This window comes from Nocardioides marmoribigeumensis, assembly GCF_031458325.1.
GTDB classification, from domain to species: domain Bacteria; phylum Actinomycetota; class Actinomycetes; order Propionibacteriales; family Nocardioidaceae; genus Marmoricola_A; species Marmoricola_A marmoribigeumensis.
This window is the reverse complement of record NZ_JAVDYG010000001.1, coordinates 1346802-1373738: the sequence shown is the minus strand read 5'-3', so window position 1 is coordinate 1373738 and position 26937 is coordinate 1346802. Positions and strand designations below refer to the sequence as shown.

At 73.1% G+C, this 26937-nt stretch carries 22 protein-coding genes; 17 read left to right on the top strand and 5 right to left on the bottom strand.

Annotated features, from left to right (window positions below):
- Nucleotides 1-73: 73 nt before the first annotated feature.
- From ftsH to J2S63_RS06580, 8 genes are all read left to right on the top strand, one after another.
- Nucleotides 74-2095, top strand: a complete 2022-nt coding sequence (gene ftsH / locus J2S63_RS06615; protein WP_310300204.1) for an ATP-dependent zinc metalloprotease FtsH — start codon at nt 74-76, stop codon at nt 2093-2095.
- 32 nt (nt 2096-2127) lie between these two features.
- Nucleotides 2128-2772, top strand: a complete 645-nt coding sequence (gene folE / locus J2S63_RS06610; protein ID WP_310300203.1) for a GTP cyclohydrolase I FolE — start codon at nt 2128-2130, stop codon at nt 2770-2772.
- Nucleotides 2773-2849: 77 nt separating this feature from the next.
- Nucleotides 2850-3641, top strand: coding sequence for a dihydropteroate synthase (folP, locus tag J2S63_RS06605; protein ID WP_310306619.1), 792 nt, complete (start codon nt 2850-2852; stop codon nt 3639-3641).
- 104 nt (nt 3642-3745) lie between these two features.
- Nucleotides 3746-4147, top strand: a complete 402-nt coding sequence (gene folB / locus J2S63_RS06600; RefSeq protein ID WP_310300200.1) for a dihydroneopterin aldolase — start codon at nt 3746-3748, stop codon at nt 4145-4147.
- The gene (gene folK / locus J2S63_RS06595; RefSeq protein ID WP_310300196.1) at nt 4144-4710 is read left to right on the top strand and encodes a 2-amino-4-hydroxy-6-hydroxymethyldihydropteridine diphosphokinase; all 567 of its coding nucleotides are present in this window, start codon (nt 4144-4146) and stop codon (nt 4708-4710) included. The genes folB and folK overlap by 4 nt, the downstream gene beginning before the upstream one ends.
- A 20-nt stretch (nt 4711-4730) precedes the next feature.
- Complete coding sequence (locus tag J2S63_RS06590) at nt 4731-5267, top strand: DUF3180 domain-containing protein (protein ID WP_310300193.1); 537 nt, start codon at nt 4731-4733, stop codon at nt 5265-5267.
- Between the two features lie 66 nt (nt 5268-5333).
- Nucleotides 5334-5948, top strand: coding sequence for a hypothetical protein (locus J2S63_RS06585; protein WP_310300191.1), 615 nt, complete (start codon nt 5334-5336; stop codon nt 5946-5948).
- A 32-nt stretch (nt 5949-5980) separates the two neighbouring features.
- Entirely contained in the window at nt 5981-8701 is a 2721-nt protein-coding gene (locus tag J2S63_RS06580; protein WP_310300189.1) for a CDP-glycerol glycerophosphotransferase family protein, read from the top strand.
- A 31-nt stretch (nt 8702-8732) separates the two neighbouring features.
- On the opposite strand, the gene J2S63_RS06575 is transcribed toward J2S63_RS06580, so the two are convergent.
- The 3 genes from J2S63_RS06575 to J2S63_RS06565 all read right to left on the bottom strand — a co-directional run bounded on the left by J2S63_RS06575 (nt 8733) and on the right by J2S63_RS06565 (nt 13681).
- Nucleotides 8733-11477, bottom strand: a complete 2745-nt coding sequence (locus J2S63_RS06575) for a CDP-glycerol glycerophosphotransferase family protein (protein ID WP_310300187.1) — start codon at nt 11475-11477, stop codon at nt 8733-8735.
- A gap of 2 nt (nt 11478-11479) precedes the next feature.
- Nucleotides 11480-12565 (bottom strand): sulfotransferase family protein, encoded by a 1086-nt coding sequence (locus tag J2S63_RS06570; protein ID WP_310300184.1) that lies wholly within the window; start codon nt 12563-12565, stop codon nt 11480-11482.
- Nucleotides 12566-12646: 81 nt separating this feature from the next.
- On the bottom strand, nt 12647-13681 hold the full coding sequence (locus J2S63_RS06565; protein ID WP_310300181.1) for an endonuclease/exonuclease/phosphatase family protein: 1035 nt from the start codon (nt 13679-13681) through the stop codon (nt 12647-12649).
- 527 nt (nt 13682-14208) lie between these two features.
- On the opposite strand from J2S63_RS06565, the gene J2S63_RS06560 reads away from it, so the two are divergent.
- From J2S63_RS06560 to J2S63_RS06520, 9 genes are all read left to right on the top strand, one after another.
- Nucleotides 14209-15120: a Rossmann-like and DUF2520 domain-containing protein gene (locus J2S63_RS06560; protein ID WP_310300178.1), complete on the top strand. Its 912-nt coding sequence runs from the start codon at nt 14209-14211 to the stop codon at nt 15118-15120.
- Nucleotides 15117-16004, top strand: coding sequence for a pantoate--beta-alanine ligase (panC, locus tag J2S63_RS06555; protein ID WP_310300176.1), 888 nt, complete (start codon nt 15117-15119; stop codon nt 16002-16004). The genes J2S63_RS06560 and panC overlap by 4 nt, the downstream gene beginning before the upstream one ends.
- Nucleotides 16004-16420, top strand: a complete 417-nt coding sequence (panD, locus tag J2S63_RS06550; RefSeq protein WP_310300173.1) for an aspartate 1-decarboxylase — start codon at nt 16004-16006, stop codon at nt 16418-16420. The genes panC and panD overlap by 1 nt, the downstream gene beginning before the upstream one ends.
- Nucleotides 16417-18069, top strand: coding sequence for an L-aspartate oxidase (locus J2S63_RS06545; RefSeq protein WP_310300171.1), 1653 nt, complete (start codon nt 16417-16419; stop codon nt 18067-18069). Before panD ends, J2S63_RS06545 begins: the two co-directional genes overlap by 4 nt.
- Nucleotides 18066-18947: a carboxylating nicotinate-nucleotide diphosphorylase gene (gene nadC, locus J2S63_RS06540; protein ID WP_310300168.1), complete on the top strand. Its 882-nt coding sequence runs from the start codon at nt 18066-18068 to the stop codon at nt 18945-18947. Before J2S63_RS06545 ends, nadC begins: the two co-directional genes overlap by 4 nt.
- Nucleotides 18944-19744 carry a type III pantothenate kinase gene (locus J2S63_RS06535; protein WP_310300166.1) on the top strand — a complete coding sequence of 267 codons (801 nt, stop codon included), beginning with the start codon at nt 18944-18946 and terminating at the stop codon, nt 19742-19744. The genes nadC and J2S63_RS06535 overlap by 4 nt, the downstream gene beginning before the upstream one ends.
- A 10-nt stretch (nt 19745-19754) precedes the next feature.
- A complete protein-coding gene (lysS, locus tag J2S63_RS06530) occupies nt 19755-21278 on the top strand; it encodes a lysine--tRNA ligase (RefSeq protein WP_310300164.1) in 1524 nt (507 codons plus the stop codon).
- Nucleotides 21279-21478: 200 nt separating this feature from the next.
- A complete protein-coding gene (locus J2S63_RS06525; RefSeq protein ID WP_310300161.1) occupies nt 21479-21823 on the top strand; it encodes a histone-like nucleoid-structuring protein Lsr2 in 345 nt (114 codons plus the stop codon).
- Between the two features lie 225 nt (nt 21824-22048).
- Nucleotides 22049-24586, top strand: coding sequence for an ATP-dependent Clp protease ATP-binding subunit (locus tag J2S63_RS06520; RefSeq protein ID WP_310300158.1), 2538 nt, complete (start codon nt 22049-22051; stop codon nt 24584-24586).
- Between the two features lie 100 nt (nt 24587-24686).
- Here the strand turns inward: J2S63_RS06520 and J2S63_RS06515 are convergent, their stop codons facing one another.
- Both J2S63_RS06515 and J2S63_RS06510 read right to left on the bottom strand, forming a co-directional pair.
- Nucleotides 24687-25919 carry an oxygenase MpaB family protein gene (locus J2S63_RS06515; RefSeq protein ID WP_310300155.1) on the bottom strand — a complete coding sequence of 411 codons (1233 nt, stop codon included), beginning with the start codon at nt 25917-25919 and terminating at the stop codon, nt 24687-24689.
- A 61-nt stretch (nt 25920-25980) separates the two neighbouring features.
- Nucleotides 25981-26889: an iron-sulfur binding domain-containing protein gene (locus J2S63_RS06510; RefSeq protein WP_310300154.1), complete on the bottom strand. Its 909-nt coding sequence runs from the start codon at nt 26887-26889 to the stop codon at nt 25981-25983.
- Nucleotides 26890-26937 lie beyond the last annotated feature (48 nt).

Sequence of the window (26937 nt, the reverse complement as noted above, 5' to 3'; positions counted from 1 at the left end):
GTTCAGTCGACCCCTTCGGGCTGGAGCGGGTCCTGTCGTCGACACATCAGGAGGTCGGGGTCCGCCCCGGTGCATGGACGTGAAGCGCATCTTCCGAGGCCCATGGCTCTGGATCGTCCTGGCGGTGGTCGGCGTCCTGGTGGCACTGCAGTACCTCGTGCCCAACGGCGGCTACGACGAGGTCCAGACCTCCACGATGGCGAAGTACATCGCCGACGGCAAGATCAAGGACATCACCTTCATCGACCAGGACCAGGAGATCCGCGCGACCCTGGACAACGACAAGAAGGTGCTCACGCACTGGGTCGACGGTCAGCAGAACGACCTCATCCAGGCGGCCGCACGCCAGGTCGACGAGGGCAACATCGAGAAGTACAACTCCGAGAACCCCCAGCCGAGCCTGATCGGCCAGATCCTCGCGACGTTCCTGCCGTTCGTGCTGATCATCCTGCTGTTCGTCTTCATGATGAACCAGGTCCAGGGTGGCGGCGGCCGCGTCATGCAGTTCGCCAAGTCCAAGGCCAAGCTGATCAGCAAGGACATGCCCAAGACGACGTTCTCCGACGTCGCGGGCTGCGTCGAGGCGATCGAGGAGCTCGGCGAGATCAAGGAGTTCCTCCAGGAGCCGGCCAAGTTCCAGGCCGTCGGCGCCAAGATCCCCAAGGGCGTGCTGCTCTACGGGCCGCCCGGCACCGGCAAGACGCTGCTGGCCCGCGCCGTCGCGGGTGAGGCGGGCGTGCCGTTCTACTCCATCTCCGGCTCCGACTTCGTCGAGATGTTCGTCGGTGTCGGCGCCTCCCGTGTGCGCGACCTGTTCGAGCAGGCCAAGGAGAACGCCCCCGCGATCGTCTTCATCGACGAGATCGACGCCGTCGGCCGCCACCGCGGCGCCGGCATGGGCGGCGGCCACGACGAGCGCGAGCAGACCCTCAACCAGCTGCTGGTCGAGATGGACGGCTTCGACGTGCGTGGCGGGGTCATCCTCATCGCGGCCACCAACCGCCCCGACATCCTCGACCCGGCGCTGCTGCGGCCCGGCCGCTTCGACCGTCAGATCGCCGTCGAGGCCCCCGACCTGGCCGGGCGCCACCAGATCCTGCAGGTCCACGCCCGCGGCAAGCCGATGGCCCCGGGCATCGACCTGCTGTCGGTGGCGCGGCGCACGCCGGGCTTCACCGGTGCCGACCTGGCCAACGTGCTCAACGAGGCCGCGCTGCTCACCGCGCGCCAGAACGCCAAGCTGATCGACGCCGAGGCGCTCGACGAGGCGATCGACCGTGTCATCGCCGGCCCGCAGAAGCGCACCCGCCTGATGAGCGAGAAGGAGAAGCTCATCACGGCCTACCACGAGGGCGGCCACGCCCTGGTGGCCGCGGCGCTGCCGGGCACCGACCCGGTGCACAAGGTCACGATCCTGCCGAGGGGCCGGGCGCTGGGCTACACGATGGTGCTGCCCGACGAGGACAAGTACTCCCAGACCCGCTCCGAGATGCTCGACAAGCTCGCCTACATGCTCGGTGGTCGGGCGGCCGAGGAGATGGTCTTCCACGACCCGACCACGGGCGCCGGCAACGACATCGAGAAGGCCACGTCCCTGGCCCGCGCGATGGTCACCCAGTTCGGCATGACCGAGCGGCTGGGCGCGATCAAGCTGGGCGAGTCCAACGGCGAGCCGTTCCTGGGCCGCGACTTCGGGCACACGCGCAACTACTCCGAGGACGTCGCCGCGATCGTCGACGAGGAGACCAAGAAGCTCCTCGCCACCGCGCACCAGGAGGCCTTCGACATCCTCGAGGAGAACCGCGACGTGCTCGACTCGCTCGTCCTGGCGCTCCTGGAGAAGGAGACCCTCGACAAGGAGCAGGTCGCCGAGGTCTTCGTGCCGCTGCGGCGGCGTCCGGTGCGCCCCGCGTGGACCGGGTCCCCGACCCGCGAGCCGTCGGACAAGCCGCCGGTCGAGGTCCCGCGCAGCGCGCTGGAGGACGTCGCCCCGGAGGAGCCCGAGGGAGCCGCGGTCATCACGCCCCCCGGCGCCGGTGGCGACCTGCACGGCACGCCCCCGGTCCCGGGCACCAACCCGTCCACCGAGGCCTGAGCAGGACAGTGCCGGACAGTGCAGGACAGAGCATGACCGATGACCGTGGCGCGACCGCCGAGTCGCGCGTCTCGCCGATCACCCCGCCGTCCTACGACGACCTGCCGGCCTACGACCACGACCGGGCCGAGGCCGCCGTGCGCGAGCTGCTGCTCGCGGTGGGGGAGGACCCCGACCGCGAGGGCCTGCAGGACACCCCGGCCCGCGTGGCGCGCGCCTACGCCGAGCTGCTGGCCGGAATGCGTGCCTCGCCGGAGGAGGTGCTCACCACCACCTTCGACGCCGGCCACGAGGAGCTCGTCCTCGTGCGCGACATCGAGCTGTGGTCGATGTGCGAGCACCACCTCGTGCCGTTCACCGGCGTGGCCCACATCGGCTACATCCCCGGCGACGACGGCCGGATCACCGGGCTGTCCAAGCTGGCCCGCCTGGTCGACGTGTTCTCACGGCGCCCGCAGGTGCAGGAGCGCCTGACCACCCAGATCGCCGACGCGCTGCTGCGGATCCTCGGCGCGCAGGGCGTCATCGTGGTGATCGAGGCCGAGCACCTGTGCATGACCATGCGCGGGGTGCGCAAGCCCGGCGCCAAGACGATCACCTCCGCCATCCGCGGCACGATGCACAACCCGGCCACCCGCGCCGAGGCGATGAGCCTGATCATGCACGGGACCCGTTGACCATGCCCGAGGGCGTCGCACGGCGCACGCCGTCCGGCCTGCCCCCCGACCTCGCCGGTCTCGACCGCTGCCTGGTCATGGGGGTGCTCAACACCACCCCCGACTCGTTCTCCGACGGCGGGCGCTACCTCGACCCCGAGGCCGCCGTCGCCCACGGCCTGCGCCTGGCCGCCGAGGGCGCCGACCTCGTCGACGTCGGCGGCGAGTCGACCCGGCCGGGTGCGGCCCGGGTCGACCCCGACGAGGAGCGGGCCCGGGTGCTGCCCGTCGTCGCGGCGCTGAGCGCGGCCGGCGTGCGCGTCTCGGTCGACACCATGCGCGCGGGCCTCGCCGCGGAGGCGGTCGACGCGGGGGCGGTGCTGGTCAACGACGTGTCCGGGGGCCTGGCCGACCCCGAGATGTTCGCCACCGTCGCCCGGCTCGAGGTCCCCTACGTCCTCATGCACTGGCGCGGCCACTCCACGACGATGCAGGAGCACGCCGACTACGACGACGTGGTCGCCGACGTACGCCGGGAGCTGGAGTCGCGCGTCGACGCGGCGGCCGAGGCCGGGGTCGACCCCGACCGGGTGTGCCTGGACCCCGGCATCGGGTTCGCCAAGACCGCGGCGCACAACTGGGCCGTGCTGCACGGCCTCGCCGCGATCCACCAGCTCGGGCTCCCGGTCCTGGTGGCCACGAGCCGCAAGCGGTTCCTGGGCGAGCTGCTGCGCGACGGGGAGACGCTGCGCGCGCCCGTGGACCGCGACGACGCGACCACCGCGACGGCCACGCTCGCCGCGGTTGCTGGCGCCTGGTGCGTCCGCGTCCACGCCGTGCGGGCCACCGCCGACGCGGTCCGGGTCGCGGCCCGCTGGGCCGAGGGCTGATCCTGCCCCGCCGAGACAGGGATCACCCCGTGGGGTGGGTCACGTCCGCCGGGTCCTGGTCCGGATGGGTGACGGCCCGGGGCCGCAGGTAGTGTCGTGACCTCATGGACCACCCCACCGCGACCCCCACCGCGCCCGACCCGATCAGCGACCGGCTGAGCGTGCTCGGGCTCGAGGCGTGGGGTCATCACGGGGTCCTCGAGCACGAGCGTCGCGACGGTCAGGTGTTCAAGGTGGACCTGACCCTCGGGGTCGACACCCGGCCTGCCGCCCGCAGCGACCTGTTGCGCGACACCGTCGACTACGGGACGCTCAGCACGCGAGTGAAGGAGGCGATCGAGCACGATCCCGTCGACCTCATCGAGACCCTGGCCCAGCGCATCGCCGACCTCTGCCTGGAGGACGAGCGGGTCGCGTGGGCGCACGTGACCGTGCACAAGCCCGACGCCCCCATCGAGGCGACGTTCTCCGACGTCGCCCTGACCATCACTCGGAGACGTGGATGACTGAGACTCCCAACCCGCACATCGTCGATGCCGACACGATCACCGGCGAGATGCGGCCGATCCGCCGGTGCGTGGTCGCCCTGGGCAGCAACATGGGCGAGCGCCTGCAGAAGCTCCAGGGTGCCGTCGCCGCGCTGGCCGACACCCCCGGGGTCTTCGTGACCGCGGTGTCCTCGGTCTACGAGACCGAGCCGGTCGACGCCCCGGCGGGGTCCGAGTCGTTCTTCAATGCCGTGGTCCTCCTGGACTCGACCCTCCCGGCCCACCTCCTGCTCGACCGGGCGCTGGCGATCGAGTCCGCCTTCGGCCGCGAGCGCAACGGCGAGCGCAACGCCCCCCGTCCGCTGGACGTCGACCTCATCGTGGTCGGCAAGCGCAAGGCCCACGAGGAGGACCTGACGCTCCCGCACCCGCGCGCCCACGAGCGCGCCTTCGTCCTGGTGCCGTGGCACGAGGTCGAGCCCGACGCCGAGATCCCGGGCCAGGGCCCGATCGCCGATCTCCTGGAGAAGACCGGACACGGCGGCGTCGAGCGCCGCGAGGACCTCGAGCTGCACGTCTGACCGCGGGCGCTGACCGACCCGTGAGCCGCGAGCCGGCGCCCCGCCCCGAGGCGCCAGAGCCCCCCGACCCCGCCTCTCCCGACCCCGGTCGCCTGGGTCCGACCTCCGCCGGCCCCCTGGTGGTCCTCGGGCTCGTCGGGCTGGTCGGGGGCTGGGCCGTGCGGCCGGTCTCCGTCGCGCTCGGCGACCCGGCCCCCCGGGTCAGCTGGCTCCCGCCCCTGGCGCTCCTGCTGGTCGCGGGGATCCTGGGCTATGCCGCGTGGGTGACCCACCGGGTCTTCCAGCGACCCTCCCAGATGGGCCGTCCGGTCCCACGGCTGCTGCCCCACCAGGCGGTCAACCGCCTGGTGCTGGCCAAGTCGTGCGCCCTGGTCGGGGCGCTGGTGGGTGGCGGCTACGTCGGCTACGCCCTGACCTGGGTGGGCACGTCTGCCGAGCTCGGCGGCGAACGCATCGTCCACAGCGCCGTCGCGGGCGTGGCCGGAGCCCTCATCGTGGTCGCGTCCCTGCTGCTCGAGCGCGCCTGCCGGGTCCGCAAGGACGACGACGCGTCCTAGCCGGGAGCCGCCCCGGTCGACGCTCGCCTCCACGATTCCGCGGTCCTGTTGGTCTAGCCTCGGCGCATGACGCGTGTCACCTCCCCTCGCCGTCGTGAGCGTCCGCGCCGCCTGGTGGCCGCGCTCGCCCTCCTCTCCCTGTCCACCGCGGCCGCCGTGGTCGCCCTGCTGGTCGGCACGGTGGGGGCCCTCGTGGCCGCCGTCGTCGCCGCGGTCGTGCTGTCCTGGGTGGCTGCCCGGCTGGCCCACGACCAGGTGCTCGACGAGCGGCGCGGCCACGCCGAGGACCGGGTCGACCAGGCCCGCGCCTACCGCTCGCTGGTCCTCGAGCGCAAGGCCGAGCACACGCTGTTCGCCTCCCGCATGCGTGACCGCGTGCTGCACGCCGAGCGCCTGGCAGCCGAGCTGCGCGGGATCCTGCGGCTGGCCGAGGTCCGCGCCGACGAGGCCGAGGCCCGTGCGCGTCAGGCCGCGGTCCGCGCACGGACGGCGCAGGTCCGCGTCGTCGAGCTCGAGGCCGAGCTCGAGGCCGAGCTGGCCGACCGCCGCCCCGACCTGATCGACGAGCTGGCCGCCTGGGAGGTCGTCCCCGGCCTCGACCAGGACACCGTCGTCGAGCTCCTGACGTGGGAGGAGCGCGCCACCGCGGGGCGGGTCGTGGAGCAGCGCCGCCGGGCGTGAGGCCGGCGCGGGCCCTCCCCTAGGCTCGTGGGATGAGCAGCTGGGGACGACTCGCGCGCGCCGCTCGCCACCGGCTCAGGGGAGCGCGTGAGCGCCTGGGCTGCCGGACCCGGCTCGTCGGCCTGGTGCGGCCCGAGCCCTGGACCACGCAGGCCCACCTCGACGCGCTGGCCGAGGCCCTGCGCGAGGTCTCGCCGACGGCCGTGCTCCTCGTGGCCCGAGGCGACGACGACCCGGTGGCCGGCTGCGACGGGACCGACCTGCTGCTGCGGCTCGAGCCCGACGCGGTCCTCGACCCGGCGGTGCTCCGCGGAGCGGTCGACCTCGCGCGCGAGCGGGGGCTGCCCGTGGTGTGCCCGGCCGGCCGGGGCGGGCCGGCAGACCCGCGCAACGTGGTCGCGCCCGCGGCGCGCTGGACCTCCACGGACGCCTCGCCGCTGACCGCCCGAGCGGTGGACGTGGCGGCGACCCTGGGCGACGCCACGCCGGGGGTGGCCGGTGCCTGGTGGACCCCGGGCGCCGGGGACTCGCACCTGCCCCTCGCGGAGCAGCGGCGCTTCCGGGTGGACCTCGCCGAGGAGCGGACCCGCGGCCTCCTCGAGCTCCTGCGCGACCTGCCCCCGTCGCTCGCGGCGCTCGACCTGGAGGAGGACCTGCTCGCCCGCCACCTGCCGCGGGCCTACGTCGACGCGATCGGCGGCGGCCCGGCCCACCTCGAGGCGCTGCGGCCCCTCGTTCGCGACCTCGTGGAGGGCCACCGGGTCGCGCACGTCCCGGTCTCGGCCCGCCGGGCGGCGTACGCCGCGGCGCACGGCACCTGGGAGGACCTCGCGCTGCTGCTCGACCACGACGGCGACCACCCGACCGGCCTGCCCTACGACGCCCCCTCCGGGCTGGTCGATCTCCCCGACGGGCTGAGCGCGGCGGTCTCCACCATGCCCGAGGAGTGGCGCCGCATCGAGGACGTCGACCGGGTCAGCCACGCCGCGCTGCTCCACGCCTGGCGGGAGGGCGACGAGACCCACCTGCTCGGCGTCGCGTGGACCGACTACCGCCCCGGCCTCGAGCCCGACGTCCAGCTCGGCATGGGCGGGGTGTGGCTGGACACCTACGTCCGCCCCTGGGAGGACGGCCAGGTCGCCGTCGCGGTCGGCCGGGCGCACGAGCACCACGTCGCGGCCGGGTTCCGGGTGGTCGCGGCGACCGGCACCGAGCTGTCCTACGTCCGGGTCGGCACCTCGGGGCGCCACCACGTGATCGAGCCCGACTGGATCCCCGACCCACCCCGAGGCGCGCCGCGCGTCGTGGCGGCGGAGGTCGGTGACGCGACGCTGCGGGTGACCCTCGACGCGCCCGTCGACCGGCCGGGCACCCTGGTCGGTCCACGCGGCCGCGCCCACGCCGGCTCGCTCGAGGGCCGCGTCCTCACGCTGCCGCTGACCGCCACCAGCCTCGGTGCCGACGGCCCGCTCCCCTCAGGTCGCTACCGCCTCGACGGCCCGGACGTCGGGGCCCACCCGCGACTGCTCGCGGAGCCGTCCGACCTGCACGAGGGCGCCACGGGCGTCGCGCTCGGCGTCGGCCCGGCCGGCCGGCTCCAGGTCCACGTCGGCACCGCCCTCACCACGACCGAGCGCAGCGCCCGGGGGCAGCGGGTCCTGCGCGAGCGACCGCCCGTCCGCCGTCCGCGCACGGTCCTGCTCGAGGCCTTCCACGGCCGCTCCGCCGACGACAACGTCGGTCCGGTGGCGCGGGCGCTGCACGACCGCGCCCCCGACCTCGACCTCGCCCTGGTGGTCGACGACCCGCGGGTGACGCCCCCGCCCGGCGTGCGGGCCGTCGTACGCCGGTCGGCGGAGTGGCACGAGCTGCTCCGCGGCGCCGCGGCGTACGTCGGCAACGCGGCGGCGCCGTCGTGGTGGACCAAGCCGCCGGGGATGGTCCACCTGCAGACCTGGCACGGCACGCCGTTGAAGCGGATCGGCGAGGACCGGGGCCCGGGGGACCTGGCCGTGTGGCGGCACCGCCGCGACGTCGCCGCGCAGGCAGCGGGCTGGGACGCGCTGGTCTCGGCCAACCCGCTGTCCTCCCGCGCCTTCCGCACGGCGTTCCGTTACGACGGCCCGATGCTCGAGTCGGGCTACCCCCGCAACGACCTGCTGGTGGACCCGGAGCGACGGGCCGCCACCGGCGCGCGCGTGCGCCGGGCGCTCGGCCTCTCCGTGGACCAGCGCGTCGTGCTCTACGCCCCCACGTGGCGGGAGCACGCCGGGGTGCGGGACGCCAAGCCGCTCTTCCTCGACGCGCCGGGCGTGACCGCCGCGCTGCCCGACGCGGTCGTGCTGGTGCGCGGGCACTACAACGCCGGCGGGTCGGCGGACGCGTTCGCCGGCGCGCAGCGCGTGGTCGACGTGACCCGCTTCCCCGACGTCGCGCCGCTGTTCTGCGCGGCCGACGTCCTGGTCACCGACTACTCCTCGGTGATGTTCGACTTCGCGCTGCTCGACCGCCCGATCGTCCTGCTGACCCCCGACCTGGAGCACTACCGCGACGTCGAGCGCGGGTTCTACGTCGACCTGGAGTCGCACGCCCCCGGCGAGCTGGTGCGCACGACCTCCGACGTGGTCGACCTGCTCCGGGCCGAGGACACCGGGGCGGCGGCCCGGGCGGCGTTCCGTGAGGAGTTCTGCCCGTGGGACGACGGCCGTGCCGCCGGTCGCGCGGCGGACTGGGTGCTCGCGCAGCTGGCCTGAGCGGCCGTCGGACGGCTCGCGTCAGTCCTCGTCAGTCCTCGTCGTCGTCGTGGCCGTGCCGGCCGTGGATGGCACGCTCGAACTGCTCGATCGCGCGGCGGTTGTAGTCGTGGTGGTCGAGCACCTTGGCGTGCACCTCGCCGGCGAGGAAGCGCTCCATGCCGTCGGCGACGCCGTCGACGGACTGCGGGACCACCAGCCCGGCTCCGTCGGGGATGGAGTCGCCGACGGAGGCGAACGCCGTGCTGATGACCGGCAGCCCCAGCACCCGCGCCTCGAGGATCACGACGGGCTGGCCCTCGTAGTCGCTGGACAGCACGAAGCAGTCGGCCTTGGCCATGAACTTGTAGGGGTTGGCCACCTGGCCGGTCATGTGGACGACGCGGTCGAGGCCGTGGTGGGTGATGCGCTCGCGCACCGTGCCCTCCAGCTTGCCGCCTCCGACGATCCACAGCCGGGTGTCGGGGTGGTCGGCGTGCACACGCGCGAAGGCGTCGACGAGCCGGACGTGGTTCTTCTCCAGCGACAGCCGGCCCACGGTGATGAACAGGGTGGTGCCGGGCTCACGGACCGGACGCAGGCGGTGCGGCCGGTCGCCCGCCCCCGGCAGGCCGGGCTGGTCCTCGGGTGAGGGCACGCCGCCCTCGCGGTTCTCCGCGGACTCCAGCTCCTGCACCGTGGTGGGCGTCTCGCCCATCTCGGGGTCGTCCTGCTCCTCCTCGCGCTGCTCCGCCTCCTCGGCAGCGGCTGCTGCCTCGTCGTCGTCGACCGCCGAGCCGCTGGTGGAGCTCCCGGGCGGGCCGAAGACCGCGTCGCCCCAGAACGCATGGGTGGAGAGCTCCAGGATGTGGTCGCCGTCGATGGTGTTGAGCGCGTAGTGGAACTTCTCCGGAGGGGCGTACGCCGCCAGCGCGAGCCGGTTGATGTCGCGCAGCTGGGGCGAGACCGAGACCAGGTGGTCGAAGAAGCGGTAGGTCGTGAAGACCGGGCTCAGCCGGTCGACCTCGTGCTTCTCGATCACGCGGTCGAGGTCGGCCACCATCTCGCTGTGCAGCCAGATCGAGCGGTGCGTGGCCTCGGTCGCCGAGAAGACGAAGGGGGAGTAGCAGCCGTAGCCGCTGAAGTCGATGAGGTGGTCGAAGCGGGCGTCGCCGAAGACCCGCTGCCACTCGGTCCGCCAGAACTGGTCGTGCCCGGGGTTGAGCCGGTTGGCGGCGCCGCGCTGCATGGCGACGTCGGTCTCCTGCCGCACCTGTCGCCGGGTGCCGATGTAGGTCAGGGCCCTCGGCAGCGGGCGGGCCCGGTCGTCGACCACGGCGATGTTCTTGGCGCGGTCGCGTCCGGGGATGTGCGGCCAGAAGACGGTGACGTCGTACTTGTCGTAGTCGAGGTTGCGCAGCAGGTTGAGGGCCGAGGTCGTGATGCCCATCGACTTCATGCTGCCGCAGTGGATCAGCAGCCTCTCCTTGGCAGGGTCGACGAAGTCCCGCTTGAGGACGTAGTCGGCGCCGGCGTCGGCGGACGCCCCGCCGAAGACCACGTCCACGATGCGTGCGCTCACCCTGCCGTCCGCCGGACCGCTGAAGCGGGCCGCGGCCTGCTGGGACCGCGGTGAGGTCGGGCCGGCCGCGATGGCCTCGGTCACCGCGGCGACGAGCCCGTCGTGGTCGGCGACCACCGGGCCCGGGAGCTCGTCCTGGGTGAGGTAGAGGCCCCGCTGGTCGGAGTAGTCCTCGAGGTCGGGGACGTAGTGCACGACCGGACGACCGGTCACCAGGAAGTCGATGACGATGCTGGAGTAGTCGCTGACCAGGAGGTCGGTCGCGCCCAGCACGGTGTTGGTGGCCAGGTCGTTGGGCACCAGGACGTGCTCCGACCCCGGCGGCAGCGACCCGCGCACGAGCTCGTAGGCCGCCTGGTGGACCTTGAGCAGCACGACGTGGCCGAGGTCGTCGGCCGCCTCCTGCAGCCTGGCCACCGTGGCCAGGAGGTCCGCGGAGTCGTCCTCGGGGTGCCCGAAGTCCTTGCCGCGCCACGTGGGCGCGAAGAGCACGACCTTGCGGTCACCGATCCGCAGGCCCGCGGCCTCCAGGGTCGCTCGCGTCCCCGCCGGGTCGGAGACGGCTGCGGTGAGCAGGTCCATCCGCGGCTGGCCCATCTCGAGCACCGTGCCGCGGTAGATGCCCTGCAGGCGATAGGCGTGGCGGTACATCGTGTCGGTCATGTAGGGCGAGGTGGACACGAGGTAGTCGGCGTTGAGGAAGTTGCGCACCACGTTGCGGGAGTGCGAGCGGCCGACCCCGGCCATGTCGCGACCCATGTGCTTGATCGGGACGCCGTGCCAGGTGTTGAGGTAGACCTGCCCGTCGCGCTTGGCGTAGAGCTGCGGCAGCGTCTGGTTGGTGATGACGTACTGCGCCTTGGCGAGCGTCTCCCAGTAGGCCAGCGAGTCGACGCGCACGAAGCTGACGTCGTCGCGCCCGGCGAACTCGGCCTGGACCTCCTGGTGGCGGGAGAGGTCGTCCAGGGCCCACACGTGCCGGAGGCGAGGCAGGTCGGTGCGGGTCAGGAGGTGGCGGAAGATCGCCTCCGGGTTGTCCAGCATGCCGTTGCCGAAGAACGACTCGTAGAAGACCGTGCCGGTCTCGACCGGCCGCTGGCGGCGCCTGGCGTAGCGGGAGGACTTGCGGGTGGTGTGCCACCGCTCCTGCTGCTCGCGGAGGCGGGTGCGCAGCGCGGCGCGGCGGCGCACCGCACCGATGAGGTCACGGGGCACGGTCAGCCGCCCGGCCCGCGCAACCGGCCCAGCGCCTTGCGGACCGCCCGGCGCGCGGTGTGGGCGGTGTCGCCGGGCCCCCGCCCGAGCTCGGCGAGCTGGGCGCGGTGCTTCTGGTTGAGCTTGCGCCTGGTCTCGCGGCGCGCCTGCCGCACCCGGGCGGCGGTGTCGTCCTGCACGATCGCGGCGGCCTGGCGGTGCAGCTCGGCGTAGCCCTCGCGCGCGGCGTCGATGTCGCGCAGCGCTGCTGCGTCGGCGGGGTCGGAGACGAGGGCGTTCATGGCCTGCCACGTCGTCTCGGCCAGGTCGACGAGCGCGACGGGCACGTCGAGGTCGGACCACTGGCGCTGCGAGCGGCGCAGGTTGGCGTCGATGAAGTCGTCGACCTCGTGGTGCTGGGAGGGGGCCGGCACGTCGTAGGGCAGCTGGAGCTGGGTCGCGATGCGCGAGGCCGCCGCGCGCCAGTCGCTGATCAGGTCGGCGTAGGGCACGAAGGTGCGGGACATGTCGCGGGTCAGGTCCTCCTGGATCAGCACCGCGTTGAGCCACCCGGCGACGTTGCCGACCTCGCGCGCCCGGCGGAGCTCCTCGTCGGCGCCCTTGAGGTAGTGCAGCTCGCGGGAGCCGGCCACCTCCGCAGGGTGGCGGAGCATGGTCAGCGAGCTCAGCCGGAGCCCCACCGAGTCGACGACCTCGCGCCACAGCGGCATGAGCCAGAACGACCGGGGGTCCTTGACCACGACGTCGCGACCCGCCAGGTCGGAGTCCAGCTGGCCCCGGAGCCAGCGCTCGAGCTCGTCGCGGCGCTCGACCAGCGCCGGGTGCACCAGCGACGCGGCGTCGGGTCGCGCGTCGTTGGTCTTGACCTCGGCGTCGGCGAGAGTGCGCTTCTGGAAGTCGACCACCCAGGCCGGCTCGAAGTAGCCGCGCGGGTTGGTCTCGTCGGGGGCGATCTCCGGCTGCGGGACGGCCAGGCCGAGCTTCTTCAGCGTCCCGGCCACCGTGCTGGTGCCGCTGCGTCCCGAGCCCGAGACGAGCACGAGAGCCTGCCGGCCGGGCTCGCGGTCGGGCACTGCTTGATCGGACATCGACACTCCGGGCTCGGGGGCGGGGCGGCGATCATCCTACCCGCGAGGCGACCGGTGGGACGGACGGGTGAGGGCGGCGCGTCAGCCCAGGGTGATGGTGGCCCTGAGCATGTTGTGGTCGGAGGGCATGACGCCGTTGACCTGCAGGTCGCTGCCGTAGTTGAGGCAGAGCTTGTACTCCGGGACCGCCAGCGCGTTGGAGGCGAAGATGTAGTCGATCGTGTTCCCCATGCGGGTGCGGTCGTCGTAGTAGCTGTAGTTCTTCACGTTGCGGTCCATGCGGTTCCACGAGTTGATGAACCCGTTGATCCGGCGCTGGGCCCGGGGACGGGTGATCCGGCTCTCGTAGGCCTGCTGCCCGGTGACGTCGCCGAAGCCCGCCCGACGCATCGCCGGCAGGTAGATCTCGGCGATCTTGCTGAACTTCTGGGCGTTGAAGTCCCCCACCACCATGACCGGCCGGGCGTAGTGGTCGCGCAGGTAGGTCATCTTCTTGATCAGCTCGCTCCACTGGGCGCGGCGGAGGCTGTCGCTGGTGGTGGTCAGGTGGGTGCTGGCGAAGGTGAACTCGTAGCCCGTGGCGCGGGTGCGGAAGGTCGCCCAGGGCAGGTAGGACGTGAACGTGGAGCCCTGGTTGCGGTACTTGTACGTGCCCTGCCTGACCAGCCTGAGCTTGCTGGTGTTGTAGAGGATCCGGTTGTCGCCGGAGGCGGCGCGGTACCGGTAGGTGCACTTGTAGTTCGTGCTGGGGTCCACGCAGTTGAATCCGGCGGTGTTGGTCAGGGCGTAGGTGCCGCCGGCCTTGTTGAGGCCGTTGCGCAGGTCGGTCATCTGCGTGATCCCGTCGACCAGGCGGGCGCGGAAGTACTTGCCCTGGTTGATCTCCTGCGCGCCGAGGACGTCGAGGCGCTCGTCGAGGACCTGCCGGATGATGGTGCCGCGGCGGTCACGCCACGGACGACGGTTGCCGTCGGTGGTGTCCATGCTGACGGTCAGCACGTTGAAGGTCCCGACCCGGATGTTCATCGAGCCCCGGGCCTCGGCGGGGGTCGAGGGGGCGACGACGACGAGGCCGGCGACGAGGCTCGCGGCGACGGTGCACAGAAGCTTCTTCATGGCTGATGCCCTCCCAAGCATCGGGTGACGCACGTCGAGGGGACACGTGCGCTGTGCCTCCGGGACCCACTCCCACGGCTCCGTTCCCCGGCGAGCCGGAGGAGGCGGTTCCGTCACGATAGGCGGGGTTCGGGACGTTCGTCAGCGAAAGGGCCCAAGTTCCTGGGTCTTGAGTCACAGCGACGCGGGACCAACGTCCCGAGTGACCCGAACGTACTACTCATCCTGGGTGAGGGAGTAGTCCCAGATGACCATCTCCGGCGGGGGAGCCGGACTTTTTCCTTCGGGGGGCGGTCACCCGGCTCTGGTCTAGACGAATCCGCGGCCGGTGTCCCGCGAACGCGCCGCCCGTCCGGCGATCGCCTCCCGGTGGGTGTGAGGGTGGGTGTGAGGGTGGGTGTGAGGGTGGGTGTGAGGCAGCCCACGCGGGTATACCGCTGACGCGGCCGGTGGTCCGCACCTACGCTTTTCGGGTCAGGCAAGTAGTCCGGTACCCCTCGCGGGACTGGAACGAAAGGTGATGACACATGACCGACCTGGTCACCCCTGCTGTCCCCTCGCTGCGCGTGGGCGTCGTCGGCGCCGGCCGAGTGGGCGCGGTGCTGGGCGCCGCGCTGCGGGCCGCCGGTGCCCACGTCACCGCCGTGGCCGCCGAGTCCGACGCCTCGCGCGCCCGCGCCGAGGTGCTGCTCCCCGGGGTGGCCACGGCCAAGCCCACCTCGGTCGCGCGCTCCTGCGACCTGCTCCTGCTGACCGTCCCCGACGACATGCTCGAGAACGTCGCGGTCCAGCTCGCCGCCTCCGGCGCCCTGCGGGCCGGCCAGTACGTCGCCCACACCTCCGGCCGCCACGGGCTCGCGGTCCTCGCCGCCGTACGCCGGGTCGGGGCCCGCCCGCTCGCGCTGCACCCCGCGATGACCTTCACCGGCACGCCCCTCGACCTCGACCGGCTGCCCGGGTGCGCGTTCGGCGTCACCACCGACGCCGACGACACGGCCCGTCTGGCGCAGTCCCTGGTCGACGCGCTCGCCGGACGGCTGGTCGCCGTGCCCGAGGAGAAGCGGTCGCTCTACCACGCGGGCCTGGCCCACGGCGCCAACCACCTGGTCACGCTGGTGACCCAGGCGATGGGCCTGCTGCGGGAGTCGGGGGCCGAGGACCCGGCCGCCACCCTCCGCCCGCTGCTCACCGCGGCGCTGGACAACGCGCTGACGATGGGCGACGCGGCCCTGACCGGCCCGATCGTCCGCGGCGACGTCGAGACCGTGCGCGCCCACCTCGAGGTGATGGCCCGCACCGCGCCCGACACCATCCCGTCCTACGTCGCGTTGGCGCGCGCGACCGCCAACTCCGCCGTCCTGGACGGCCGCCTGCTGCCGATCCGCGCGGCCAAGCTCGTGGGCGTCCTCAACGACGCCCTCGAGAAGGTGACTGCGTGACCCCTCCGGTGGTCGAGCCTGTCGAGACCACCCCCCGGGTCGTCCGGACCCGCGAGGAGCTCGACGACGCGCTCGCACCCGTGCGCGCCGCCGGCGGACACGTCGTGCTCGTGCCGACGATGGGCGCCCTGCACGACGGCCACGCGAGCCTGGTGCGCGACGCCCGGGCCGCCCTCCGGCCGGGCGGGGCCGTGGTGGTCTCGATCTTCGTCAACCCGCTGCAGTTCGGGGCGGGGGAGGACCTCGACCGCTACCCCCGCACCTTCGAGGCCGACCTCGAGGTGTGCCGGGCCGAGGGGGCCGACGTGGTGTTCGCCCCGACGGCCGAGGAGGTCTACCCCGGCGGCGAGCCCGAGGTGACGCTCGACCCGGGACCGCTCGGCTCGGTGCTCGAGGGTGCGGTCCGGCCGACCCACTTCCGGGGCGTGCTGACCGTGGTCGCCAAGCTGTTCGGCCTGGTCCGGCCCGACGTCGGGGTCTTCGGCGAGAAGGACTACCAGCAGCTCGTCCTGATCCGCCGCATGGCTGCCGACCTGTGCCTCGGCGTGCAGGTGCACGGCGCCACGACCGTCCGTGAGGCCGACGGCCTCGCGCTGTCGAGCCGCAACCGCTACCTCTCCGGCGACGACCGGCAGACCGCGCTCGCCCTCTCCGCCGCGCTGCGCGCCGGCGCGCAGCAGGAGGCGCACGGCGCCGAGGCCGTGCTCGCCGCCGCGCGGGCGGTGCTCGAGGCCCGACCGGAGGTGGCCGTCGACTACCTCGCCCTCACCGCGCCCGACCTCCACGCACCACCTCCCTCGGGACCCGCCCGCCTGCTCGTCGCCGCGCGCGTGGGCACGACCCGCCTGATCGACAACACCCCGATCGTCCTAGGAGCACGCTGATGCTGCGCACGATGATGAAGAGCAAGATCCACCGCGCCACGGTCACGCAGGCCGACCTGCACTACGTCGGCTCGGTCACCGTCGACGAGGACCTGCTCGACGCCGCCGACCTCCTGCCCGGCGAGCTCGTGCACATCGTCGACGTGACCAACGGGGCCCGGCTGGAGACCTACACGATCGCCGGGCCGCGCGGCTCGGGCGTCATCGGCATCAACGGCGCCGCCGCCCACCTGGTGCACCCCGGCGACGTCGTCATCCTCATCGCCTACGCGCAGGTGACCACCGACGAGGCGCGCGAGCTCCAGCCGCACGTCGTCTTCGTCGACGAGGACAACAAGGTCGTCACGCTGGGCACCGACCCCGCGGACGTCCCCGCCGGCTCGGGCCTGCTGCGCGGCGATACCGTCCCAGCGTGATCCCCGCACGACTGGCGGCGCCCGCGCCGGGCTGGACGACGTACGCCGACGTCGTGGTCGTCGGGTCCGGCATCGCCGGGCTGACCGCCGCGCTGCGCATCCGCGAGGCCGGGCTCGGCAGCGTCATGGTGGTGACCAAGGACGACCTCTCGGCCGGCTCGACCCGCTGGGCGCAGGGCGGGATCGCCGCGGCGCTCGGACCGGGCGACACCCCCGAGCAGCACCTCGCCGACACCCTCGTCGCGGGTGCCGGGCTGTGCGACGTGGAGGCGGTCCGCGCCCTGGTGACCGAGGGGCCGGACGCGGTGCGCGAGCTGATCGCCCTCGGCACCCAGTTCGACCACACGCCCGCCGGCGAGCTGTCCCTGACCCGCGAGGGCGGCCACCACCGCAACCGCATCGCCCACGCCGCCGACGCCACGGGTGCGGAGATCCAGCGCGCCCTCGTGGCCGCGGTCGAGGCGGCGCCGGACATCGTCGTGCAGCCCCACGCGCTCGCGCTCGACCTGGTCCCCGGCGAGGGCGGCGGGCTGGCCGGCCTGACGCTGCACGTGATGGGGGAGGGGCAGCGCGACGGGGTCGGGGCCGTGCTGTGCCGCGCCGTCGTCCTGGCCAGCGGCGGCCTCGGCCAGCTCTACTCCGCGACCACCAACCCGGCCGTCTCCACCGGTGACGGGATGGCGCTGGCGCTGCGCGCCGGAGCGACCCTGCGCGACCTGGAGTTCGTGCAGTTCCACCCGACCGTGCTGTGGCTCGGGGACCAGGCACGAGGGCAGCAGCCGCTGGTCTCGGAGGCCCTGCGCGGGGAGGGCGCCTTCCTCGTCGACGACACCGGTGCGCGGTTCATGCAGGGTGTCCACGACCTGGCCGACCTCGCCCCTCGCGACGTCGTGGCCAAGGCGATCATGCGGCGCGTGCGCGAGACCGGCGCGGAGCACGTGTGGCTCGACGCCCGGCACTTCTCCCCGGAGGCCTGGGCCCACCACTTCCCGACGGTCCTGGCGTCCTGCCGCTCCCACGGGATCGACCCGATGACCGAGCTGGTGCCGGTCGCCCCCGCCTGCCACTACGCCAGCGGCGGCGTGGCCACCGACCTGCTCGGCCGGACCGACGTCCCCGGGCTCTTCGCCACCGGCGAGGTCGCCTGCTCCGGCGTCCACGGCGCCAACCGCCTCGCCTCCAACTCGCTGCTCGAGGGGCTGGTGCTCTCCCGCCGCATCGCCGCCCACCTCGCCGCCGAGGGGCTGCCGCCGCGCCGCGACCCCGCGGTCGACCCACGGGCGCAGGGCCTGGTCGACGCCGCGGCCAGGCCGACCGTCCAGCACGTGATGACCGAGCGCGCCGGCGTCCTGCGCAACGACGAGGGTCTCGACCTCGCCGAGGACGCCCTCGGCGCGGTGCTCGCCGCCCCCGCCGGAGGTGCCGGTGTCGGGGCGTGGGAGACGACCAACCTCGCGAGCCTCGGCCTCGCGCTCGCCGGAGCCGCCCAGCTGCGGTGCGAGACCCGGGGCTCCCACTGGCGCGAGGACCATCCCGAGCGCGACGACGCGCGCTGGTCGGGGCACGTCGACGTACGCCTGGAGGCCGGGCGGCCGGCCCTCGTCTTCCACCCCACGCCGCACCCGACGCCGCAGGAGGTGCCTGCATGACCCAGCTGCCCCGCGCCCTGGTCGCCGAGCTGACCGAGGAGGGCCTCGACGCGCGCGAGGTGCTGGCGCACGTGTCCCGCGCGCTGGCCGAGGACTGCCCGTCGGAGGACGTCACCAGCGTGGCGACGATCCCCGCCGACGCGGTCGCCACGGCCGACCTGGTCGCCCGCGCCGACGGGGTCGTCGCCGGCCTCGCGGTCGCCGAGGTCGTGTTCCGGCTCGTCGTGGGCGACGCGGTCCGCGTCGAGCGCCACCGCGCCGACGGCGACCGGGTCGCCAGGGGCGACGTGCTGCTCACGGCGACGGGCCCGACCCGACTGCTCCTCACCGCCGAGCGCACCGCGCTCAACTACCTGTGCCACCTGTCCGGGGTGGCCACGGCGACGGCCCGGTGGGTCGGCGCGGTCGGCGGCACGCGTGCCAGGATCCGCGACACCCGCAAGACCACGCCCGGCTTCCGCCTGCTGGAGAAGTACGCCGTCCGCTGCGGCGGCGGCACCAACCACCGCACCTCGCTGTCGGACCAGGCGCTGGTCAAGGACAACCACGTCCTCGCCGCCGGCGGGGTGGTGGCCGCCTTCCACGCGGTCTCCGCGACCTACCCGGGCCTGCCCGTGCAGGTCGAGGTGACCACCCTCGACCAGCTGCGCGAGCTGCTCGCCGTCGGTGCCGACGAGATCCTGCTCGACAACATGGACACCGCGACGATGGCCGAGGCGGTCCGCGTCACGGCCGGTCGGGCGCGGCTGGAGGCGTCCGGCGGGCTCACCCTCGACCGCGCGCGCGAGGTGGCGGCGACCGGCGTCGACTACCTCGCGATCGGCGCGCTCACCCACTCCGCGCCGGTCCTCGACGTCGCGATGGACCTCCGGCCGTGAGCGCCCCGGGTCCTGGAGCGGCTGCGGCCGAGCCGCTGCTCTGCGCCGACATCGGCAACAGCCACACGACCGTGGGTCTCGTGGCCGACGGGGAGGTGACGGCGCACTGGCGCGTGGCGACCGAGGAGCGCCGCACCTCCGACGAGTGGGGTGTGCTGCTGCACGCGCTCCTGCCCAGCGACGTCGTGCTGCGGGGGGTCGCGGTGTGCTCCTCGGTGCCGGCCGTGCTGCAGGAGTGGCGCCAGATGCTGGTCGGGCACTTCCCCGCCGTCCCGCACGTGGTCGTCGAGACCGGCGTCCGCACGGGCCTGCCGGTCCGCATGGACAACCCCCGCGAGGTCGGCTCGGACCGGATCGTCAACGCGATCGCGGCCGCCGAGCTCCACCCCGGGCCGGCGATCGTGGTCGACTTCGGCACCGCCACGACCTTCGACGTGGTCTCGGCCAAGGGGGAGTACGTCGGCGGCGCGATCTCGCCCGGCATCGCGATCAGCCTCGAGGCCCTCGGCCGGCGCGGGGCCCAGCTGCGCAAGGTCGAGCTGCAGCGGCCGCGGTCGGTGATCGCCAAGAACACCGTCGAGGCCCTGCAGAGCGGGGCGCTCTACGGCTTCGCCTCCCAGGTCGACGGGATGGTCGCCCGCATGACCGCCGAGCTCGGCCTGCAGGCCGACGACGTCACGGTGATCGCCACCGGCGGCCTGGCTCCGGGGGTGGTCGACGAGTGCGCGAGCGTGACCGTCCACGAGCCGTGGCTCACGCTGCTGGGCCTGGAGATCGCCTTCGCCCGCAACTCCTAGGATTGCGCCCATGACCTCCCCTGGCTCCAACGGCTCCGGCGCGCCCGCGCACCACGACGACCCCGAGCAGGTCGCGGTGCGCAAGGCCAAGCGCGCGCGGATCCTGGAGGCCGGTGGGTCGGCCTACCCCAACACCGTGGAGCGCACGCACACGATCGCCGAGCTGCGCGAGACCTACGACGGCCAGGACCTCGAGCCCGACACCCGCACCGGTGACGTGGTCTCGGTCGTGGCCCGCGTGATCCACGTCCGCAACACCGGCAAGCTCTGCTTCGCGCGGCTGCGCGAGGGCGCGGGCGCCGAGATCCAGGCGATGCTGTCGCTCGCCGAGGTCGGGGAGCAGGCGCTCGAGGAGTGGAAGCACCTGGTCGACATCGGCGACTTCGTCGGGGTGACCGGCGAGGTCGTGACCAGCCGCCGCGGCGAGCTCTCGGTGCAGGCGACCGGCTGGTCGATGGTGAGCAAGGCCCTGCGGCCGCTGCCCAACGAGCACCGCCCGCTCTCCGACGAGGCACGGGTCCGGCTGCGCTACGTCGACATGATCGTCAACCCCGAGAGCCGCCAGATGGTGCGCACCAAGGCCACCGTCCTGCGCTCCATCCGCCGCACCCTCGACGACCGCGGGTTCATCGAGGTGGAGACCCCGATCCTCCAGCTCACCAACGGCGGGGCCGCCGCGCGTCCCTTCCGCACCCACCTCAACGCCTTCGACCAGCCGATGCTGCTGCGCATCGCGATCGAGCTCGACCTCAAGAAGGCGATGATCGGCGGGGTCGACCGCGTCTACGAGATCGGCCGCACGTTCCGCAACGAGGGTCTGGACTCCACCCACGCCGCCGAGTTCGCGATGCTGGAGGCCTACCAGGCCTACGGCGACATCGAGTCGATGAAGGACCTCACCCGCGCGATCGTGCTGGACGCCGCCCGCGCCGTCGGCCGCACGGTCGTGAGCGGGCGCAACGGCGAGGACATCGACCTGGAGAAGCCGTGGCGCTCGGCCGGGCTGATCGACCTGGTCTCCGACGCCCTCGGCCTCGAGGTCGACGTCGAGACGCCGGCGGAGCGGCTGCGCGAGATCGCCGACGAGCGCGAGATCGACCTGCAGCCCCACTGGAACGCCGGCGAGATCCTCCTCGAGCTCTACGAGCAGCTCGTCGAGCACACCCTGGTGCAGCCGACCTTCGTCGAGGACTACCCCGAGTCGGTGCGTCCCCTGGCCAAGAGGCACCGGTCCAAGCCCGGCCTGGTCGAGGCCTTCGACCTGATCATCAACGGGGTTGAGCTGGCGCCGGCCTACACCGAGCTCAACGACCCGGTGATCCAGCGCGAGCGGCTCACCGAGCAGTCCCTTCTCGCCGCCAAGGGCGATCCCGAGGCGATGGACCTCGACGAGGTCTTCCTCAAAGCGATGGAATACGGAATGCCGCCCGCCGGCGGTCTCGGTCTCGGTGTCGACCGGCTGGTGATGCTGCTCACCGGGGCCGGGATCCGGGAGACGATTCTTTTCCCGCTGCTGCGTCCCGAGCAGCCCTGATCGCCTGACGACGCGGGGTTCTCGGGTCGGGAGACCTATTTCCCGATCATTTCCGACGCTGTTTCCGGCGAACGTCCGGAATGGCCGCGGGAAATGATTTCGACCGGCGTGGGAATATCATCCGGGGGGCGGTTAGGATCGCCGATGCCCGTCCACCCAACGGGTGTTCCCCCTTCAAGAAATGGTCAGGTGAAATCCCCATGGCGCAACGCGTCAATGTCGAGCTGATCGACGACCTGGACGAGAGTCCCGCCGCCGAGACGGTGTCCTTCGCCCTCGACGGCGTCAGCTACGAGATCGACCTCTCCGAGGCCAACGCCGAGGGCCTGCGCAACGCCCTCGCGCCCTACCTCGGGCACGCCCGCCGCACCGGTGGCCGCCGGGGTGGCTCCTCCCGTGGCTCGTCCGCCTCCTCGTCCCGATCGTCCGCGGCCTCGGGGAACGCCGCCGACATCCGGGCCTGGGCGCGCGAGAACGGCTTCGAGGTCTCCGAGCGGGGCCGGGTCTCCGCCGAGGTGCGGTCGGCCTACGCCGCCGCCCACTGAGGCCTCCCGGGGCGTCCCCACCGACGCCTCCGGCCGCCGTACGCCGACGGGCCGTCCCTGCACGGGGCGGCCCGTTCGCTCGCCGCGAACACATGTTCTGGAACACCGCTGGTCACCCTGCACGTTGGGACCATCGAAGGCCCTCGGTGCCACCGGGGGGCTACTAGAGTGCAAGGACGGCATCGCGCCTGTACGGCGCGAGCCTCCGAGGCAGGGGAGTGAGACATGTTCGAGCGGTTCACCGACAGGGCCCGCCGCGTGGTCGTGCTCGCGCAGGAAGAAGCGCGGATGCTCAGCCACAACTACATCGGCACCGAGCACATCCTTCTGGGCCTGATCCACGAGGGTGAGGGCGTGGCCGCCAAGGCCCTGGAGAGCCTCGGCATCTCGCTCGAGGCCGTGCGTGCGCAGGTCGAGGAGATCATCGGCCAGGGGCAGCAGGCACCCAGCGGCCACATCCCGTTCACGCCGCGCGCCAAGAAGGTGCTCGAGCTGTCGCTGCGGGAGGCGCTCCAGCTGGGCCACAACTACATCGGCACCGAGCACATCCTGCTCGGGCTCATCCGCGAGGGCGAGGGCGTCGCCGCCCAGGTCCTGGTCAAGCTCGGCGCGGACCTCAACCGCGTGCGCCAGCAGGTGATCCAGCTGCTGTCGGGCTTCCAGGGCAAGGAGACCCAGACCGCGGGCACCGCGCCGGAGGGCACGCCGTCGAGCTCGCTGGTGCTCGACCAGTTCGGCCGCAACTACACGCAGGCCGCTCGCGAGGCCAAGCTCGACCCGGTCATCGGGCGCGAGAAGGAGATCGAGCGGGTCATGCAGGTCCTCTCCAGACGCACCAAGAACAATCCGGTGCTCATCGGGGAGCCGGGCGTGGGCAAGACCGCCTGCGTCGAGGGTCTTGCCCAGGCGATCGTGCGCGGCGACGTGCCCGAGACGCTCAAGGACAAGCAGATCTACAGCCTCGACCTCGGCGCGCTGGTCGCCGGGTCGCGCTACCGCGGTGACTTCGAGGAGCGCCTCAAGAAGGTGCTCAAGGAGATCAAGACCCGCGGCGACATCATCTTGTTCATCGACGAGCTGCACACGCTGGTCGGGGCCGGTGCCGCCGAGGGCGCGATCGACGCCGCCAGCATCCTCAAGCCGATGCTGGCCCGCGGCGAGCTGCAGACGATCGGCGCGACCACCCTCGACGAGTACCGCAAGTACCTCGAGAAGGACGCCGCGCTCGAGCGCCGCTTCCAGCCGATCCAGGTCCAGGAGCCCTCGATCGCCCACACGATCGAGATCCTCAAGGGCCTGCGGGACCGCTACGAGGCGCACCACCGGGTCACCATCACCGACGAGGCGCTGGTCTCGGCCGCGACGCTGGCCGACCGCTACGTCTCCGACCGGTTCCTGCCCGACAAGGCGATCGACCTGATCGACGAGGCCGGCTCGCGGCTGCGCATCCGCCGCATGACCGCCCCGCCGGACCTGCGCGAGTTCGACGAGAAGATCGCCGACGTGCGCCGCCGCAAGGAGTCGGCGATCGACAGCCAGGACTTCGAGCTGGCCGCGTCGCTGCGCGACGAGGAGAAGAAGCTCATCGCCGCCAAGGGCGAGCGGGAGAAGCAGTGGAAGGCCGGCGACATGGACGTCGTCGCCGAGGTCGACGAGGAGCTCATCGCCGAGGTCCTCGCGATCGCGACCGGCATCCCGATCGTCAAGCTGTCGGAGGAGGAGTCCACGCGGCTGCTCAACATGGAGGACGAGCTGCACAAGCGCGTCATCGGCCAGGAGGAGGCCGTCAAGGCGCTCAGCCGGGCCATCCGACGCACCCGTGCGGGCCTCAAGGACCCCAAGCGTCCCGGCGGGTCGTTCATCTTCGCCGGCCCCTCGGGCGTCGGCAAGACGTGGCTGTCCAAGACGCTGGCGGAGTTCCTCTTCGGCGACGAGGACGCGCTCATCCAGCTCGACATGTCGGAGTTCTCCGAGAAGCACACCGTCTCGCGGCTGTTCGGCTCGCCTCCTGGCTACGTCGGCTACGAGGAGGGCGGCCAGCTGACCGAGAAGGTCCGCCGCAAGCCGTTCTCGGTGGTGCTCTTCGACGAGGTCGAGAAGGCCCACCCCGACATCTTCAACTCGCTGCTGCAGATCCTGGAGGAGGGTCGTCTGACCGACTCCCAGGGCCGGGTGGTCGACTTCAAGAACACCGTCATCATCATGACCACCAACCTCGGCACCCGCGACATCGCCAAGACGGTCAACCTCGGGTTCCAGCAGGCCGGTGACGCGGCGGGCTCCTACGAGCGGATGAAGGGCAAGGTCTCCGAGGAGCTCAAGCAGCACTTCCGGCCCGAGTTCCTCAACCGCGTCGACGAGATCATCGTCTTCCCGCCGCTGAGCCAGGAGCAGATCGTCCACATGGTCGACATGATGCTGGCCGGTGTCGACAAGCGACTGGCCGACCGCGACATGAAGCTCGAGCTGACCGAGGCGGCCAAGAACCTCCTCGCGGTCCGGGGCTTCGACCCGGTCCTCGGTGCCCGGCCGCTGCGCCGCACCGTGCAGCGCGAGATCGAGGACAGCCTGGCCGAGAAGATGCTCTTCGGCGAGGTCGGCCCCGGTCAGGTCGTGCTGGTCGACGTGGAGGGCGAGGGTCCGACCGCGACCTTCACCTTCCAGGGCAGGCCGCGCACCGACCTCACCCAGATCGAGGACATGCCCCCGATGGAGGTCATCGAGGGCGTGGAGGACGTCGAGCCGGTGGAGACCACCGACTGACCGACCTCACGGTCCACACGCGAGGGGCCCGCACCGATCCGGTGCGGGCCCCTCGTGCGTCCGGTGGGTCAGCCCGGACCAGGCGGTGGTCAGGCCGTGGTCAGGCCGTGGTCAGGTGGTCGCGGCCGTAGCTGCGGTCCGCGTCCAGGGCCGACGCGGCACGCTCGATGAACCGGCGGCGGGTGGCCCCACCCACCAGGCCCGCGACCCGGGTGCCCCCGGGCACGACGCGGCGGCCGAGCTCGGCTGCGGCCACCCCGCGGGTGAACGCCCGGACCGCCAGGGCCCCGCCCCGGCTGCGCTGCAGCCCGAGCACGTCGCAGGCCCAGTCGCCCAGCAGGTAGCGGCTCATCCCGGCGTTGAAGGCCAGCCCGGCCTGCACGACCAGGTCGGGGGCGTCGGCGGCGGCCAGGCCCGAGGAGCGGGTCAGCGCGTCGGCCAGGGCGCGGGAGTCCTCGTCGGGGTCGAGCTCGGTGGCGGCCATCAGCCAGAACAGCCGCCACCCGTCGGCCTCGGTCGCCGGCAGCAGCGCGTCCTCGATCCCCATCAGCCACCCGACGTAGCGCCACAGGTGCATGACCGCGGCACGCTCGCGCGCGTCGTACCTCACCCCGAGGCGCTGGAGGCCCCCGAGGCACGCGATCGAGAACAGCAGGTGCGTGCCGGCCATCTGGATCTGGTTGACCGGGGCGTCCCACGACTCGTAGTCCCAGTCGGGCCGCCGGTGCATCCAGCGGCGCACGTGGGCGTGGGTCAGGCGGACCCGCAGGACGGACTCGACGCCCTTGCCGCCCGGGCGCAGCGAGCCGGGCGTGGTGACCTCGAGCCACCACGCCGCGGTCTCGGTGAGGCGTCGCGGCGCCATCGCGTCGAGCTCGCCGGTGCGCACCAGCGGCTTGATGCTGCGGCGCGAGAGGTAGCCGCCCATGAGGGCCAGCGACCCCAGGCTCATCAGCCCCAGGATCCCGGCGCGGGCCAGGGCCCGCTGGCCGGCCTCGACCTGGCGCAGGTCCACCCAGTACGGCGTGGCCGCGGTCCGGGCGAAGAGCTCGCGGACCGGGTCGGGGTCGTCGTCGGACGGGGTGCAGCCCCGGGCGAGGGCCGCCTCGACGGCAGCGCGGACGGTCGGGCCGTCGGTGGCCATCGCCTCGACCACGTCGTCGGCGAGCGGGTCGGCGCAGTGGGCGTGGCTGCGGAACTCCTCGACCTGCCGCGGGTCGGGTCGCAGCGTGGCCTCGTCGACCAGGTCGCTGAAGTGGCGCCCCAGGACCGTGGACGGGTCGCTCACGACCGAGGGGTGCGGGACTGTGTCGAGCAGGGTCGGCTGGTGCATGCGGCCTCCGTCGGTCCGGGATGCAACTGACTATAGGCGCTGTCAGTTGCCCGGCCCCGGGTCACGGCAGCCCGACCCGGTCCCCCTCGAGCCGGACCAGGAGCCCGTCGTCGAGCAACGAGGCGACGCAGCGCTCGCGCTGGTCGGCATCGTCCCAGGCACCCACGAGCGCCTGCGCCGGCACCGGGCCGTCGGTCGCGCGCAGCACGTCGAGCAACCGCCCCCGGCACTGCCGGTCGGTGCCGGCCCACGTCTGCGCCCTCCGCACCGGGCCGTCGTACGACGGGTGGCCGGCGGCTCGCCAGGCGCAGGTGTCCGCCAGGGGGCAGCGGCCGCACGAGGGGCGGCTCGCCGTGCACACCAGCGCCCCGAGCTCCATCACCCCGACCGCCCACGCCGCGGCGGTCCGGTCGTCGTCGGGCAGGTGCTCGGTGGCCAGGTCGCGCTCGGCGCGGGTGACGGCGGGGGAGGGCAGCTCGGCCCCGCGGAGCACGCGGGTCAGGACCCGGCGGACGTTGGTGTCGAGCACGACGTGACGCTGCCCGTAGGCGAAGGAGGCAACCGCGGCGGCGGTGTAGTCGCCGATCCCCGGCAGCGCCAGGAGCTCGTCGTAGGTCGAGGGCACCTCGCCGCCGTGCTGCTCGACGATGGCCTGGGCCGCGGCGTGCAGCCGCAGGGCGCGGCGGGGGTAGCCCAGCCTGCCCCACGCCCGGACGGCCTCCCCGGCCGGCTCGGCGGCGAGGTCGGCGGGGCGGGGCCACGTGCGCAGCCACTCCTCCCACACCGGTGCCACCCGGGCCACGGGGGTCTGCTGCAGCATGATCTCGGAGACCAGCACGCCCCAGGGCGTGGCGTCGGACCGCCGCCAGGGCAGGTCGCGCGCGTGGTCGGCGTACCAGGCGAGGACCCGCAGGTGCAGGTCGGTCGGGTCGGGACGGGGGTCCTCGGCAGGGGCGGTGGAGAGGTCCATGAGCGAGGTCACCCTACGTGGGCGGGCCAGGTGCGGGCGGGTCCGGTG

What these genes read in the sequence shown, in the direction of transcription:
- folP (WP_310306619.1), top strand. Translation starts at nt 2,850, where the DNA reads ATGGGGGTGCTCAACACCACCCCCGACTCGTTCTCCGACGGCGGGCGC.
- J2S63_RS06525 (WP_310300161.1), top strand. Translation starts at nt 21,479, where the DNA reads ATGGCGCAACGCGTCAATGTCGAGCTGATCGACGACCTGGACGAGAGT.
- ftsH (WP_310300204.1), top strand. Translation starts at nt 74, where the DNA reads ATGGACGTGAAGCGCATCTTCCGAGGCCCATGGCTCTGGATCGTCCTG.
- J2S63_RS06520 (WP_310300158.1), top strand. Translation starts at nt 22,049, where the DNA reads ATGTTCGAGCGGTTCACCGACAGGGCCCGCCGCGTGGTCGTGCTCGCG.
- lysS (WP_310300164.1), top strand. Translation starts at nt 19,755, where the DNA reads ATGACCTCCCCTGGCTCCAACGGCTCCGGCGCGCCCGCGCACCACGAC.
- J2S63_RS06585 (WP_310300191.1), top strand. Translation starts at nt 5,334, where the DNA reads ATGACGCGTGTCACCTCCCCTCGCCGTCGTGAGCGTCCGCGCCGCCTG.
- J2S63_RS06570 (WP_310300184.1), bottom strand. Translation starts at nt 12,565, where the DNA reads ATGTCCGATCAAGCAGTGCCCGACCGCGAGCCCGGCCGGCAGGCTCTC.
- J2S63_RS06565 (WP_310300181.1), bottom strand. Translation starts at nt 13,681, where the DNA reads ATGAAGAAGCTTCTGTGCACCGTCGCCGCGAGCCTCGTCGCCGGCCTC.
- J2S63_RS06510 (WP_310300154.1), bottom strand. Translation starts at nt 26,889, where the DNA reads ATGGACCTCTCCACCGCCCCTGCCGAGGACCCCCGTCCCGACCCGACC.
- folE (WP_310300203.1), top strand. Translation starts at nt 2,128, where the DNA reads ATGACCGATGACCGTGGCGCGACCGCCGAGTCGCGCGTCTCGCCGATC.
- nadC (WP_310300168.1), top strand. Translation starts at nt 18,066, where the DNA reads ATGACCCAGCTGCCCCGCGCCCTGGTCGCCGAGCTGACCGAGGAGGGC.
- folB (WP_310300200.1), top strand. Translation starts at nt 3,746, where the DNA reads ATGGACCACCCCACCGCGACCCCCACCGCGCCCGACCCGATCAGCGAC.
- folK (WP_310300196.1), top strand. Translation starts at nt 4,144, where the DNA reads ATGACTGAGACTCCCAACCCGCACATCGTCGATGCCGACACGATCACC.
- panD (WP_310300173.1), top strand. Translation starts at nt 16,004, where the DNA reads ATGCTGCGCACGATGATGAAGAGCAAGATCCACCGCGCCACGGTCACG.
- J2S63_RS06515 (WP_310300155.1), bottom strand. Translation starts at nt 25,919, where the DNA reads ATGCACCAGCCGACCCTGCTCGACACAGTCCCGCACCCCTCGGTCGTG.
- J2S63_RS06580 (WP_310300189.1), top strand. Translation starts at nt 5,981, where the DNA reads ATGAGCAGCTGGGGACGACTCGCGCGCGCCGCTCGCCACCGGCTCAGG.
- J2S63_RS06560 (WP_310300178.1), top strand. Translation starts at nt 14,209, where the DNA reads ATGACCGACCTGGTCACCCCTGCTGTCCCCTCGCTGCGCGTGGGCGTC.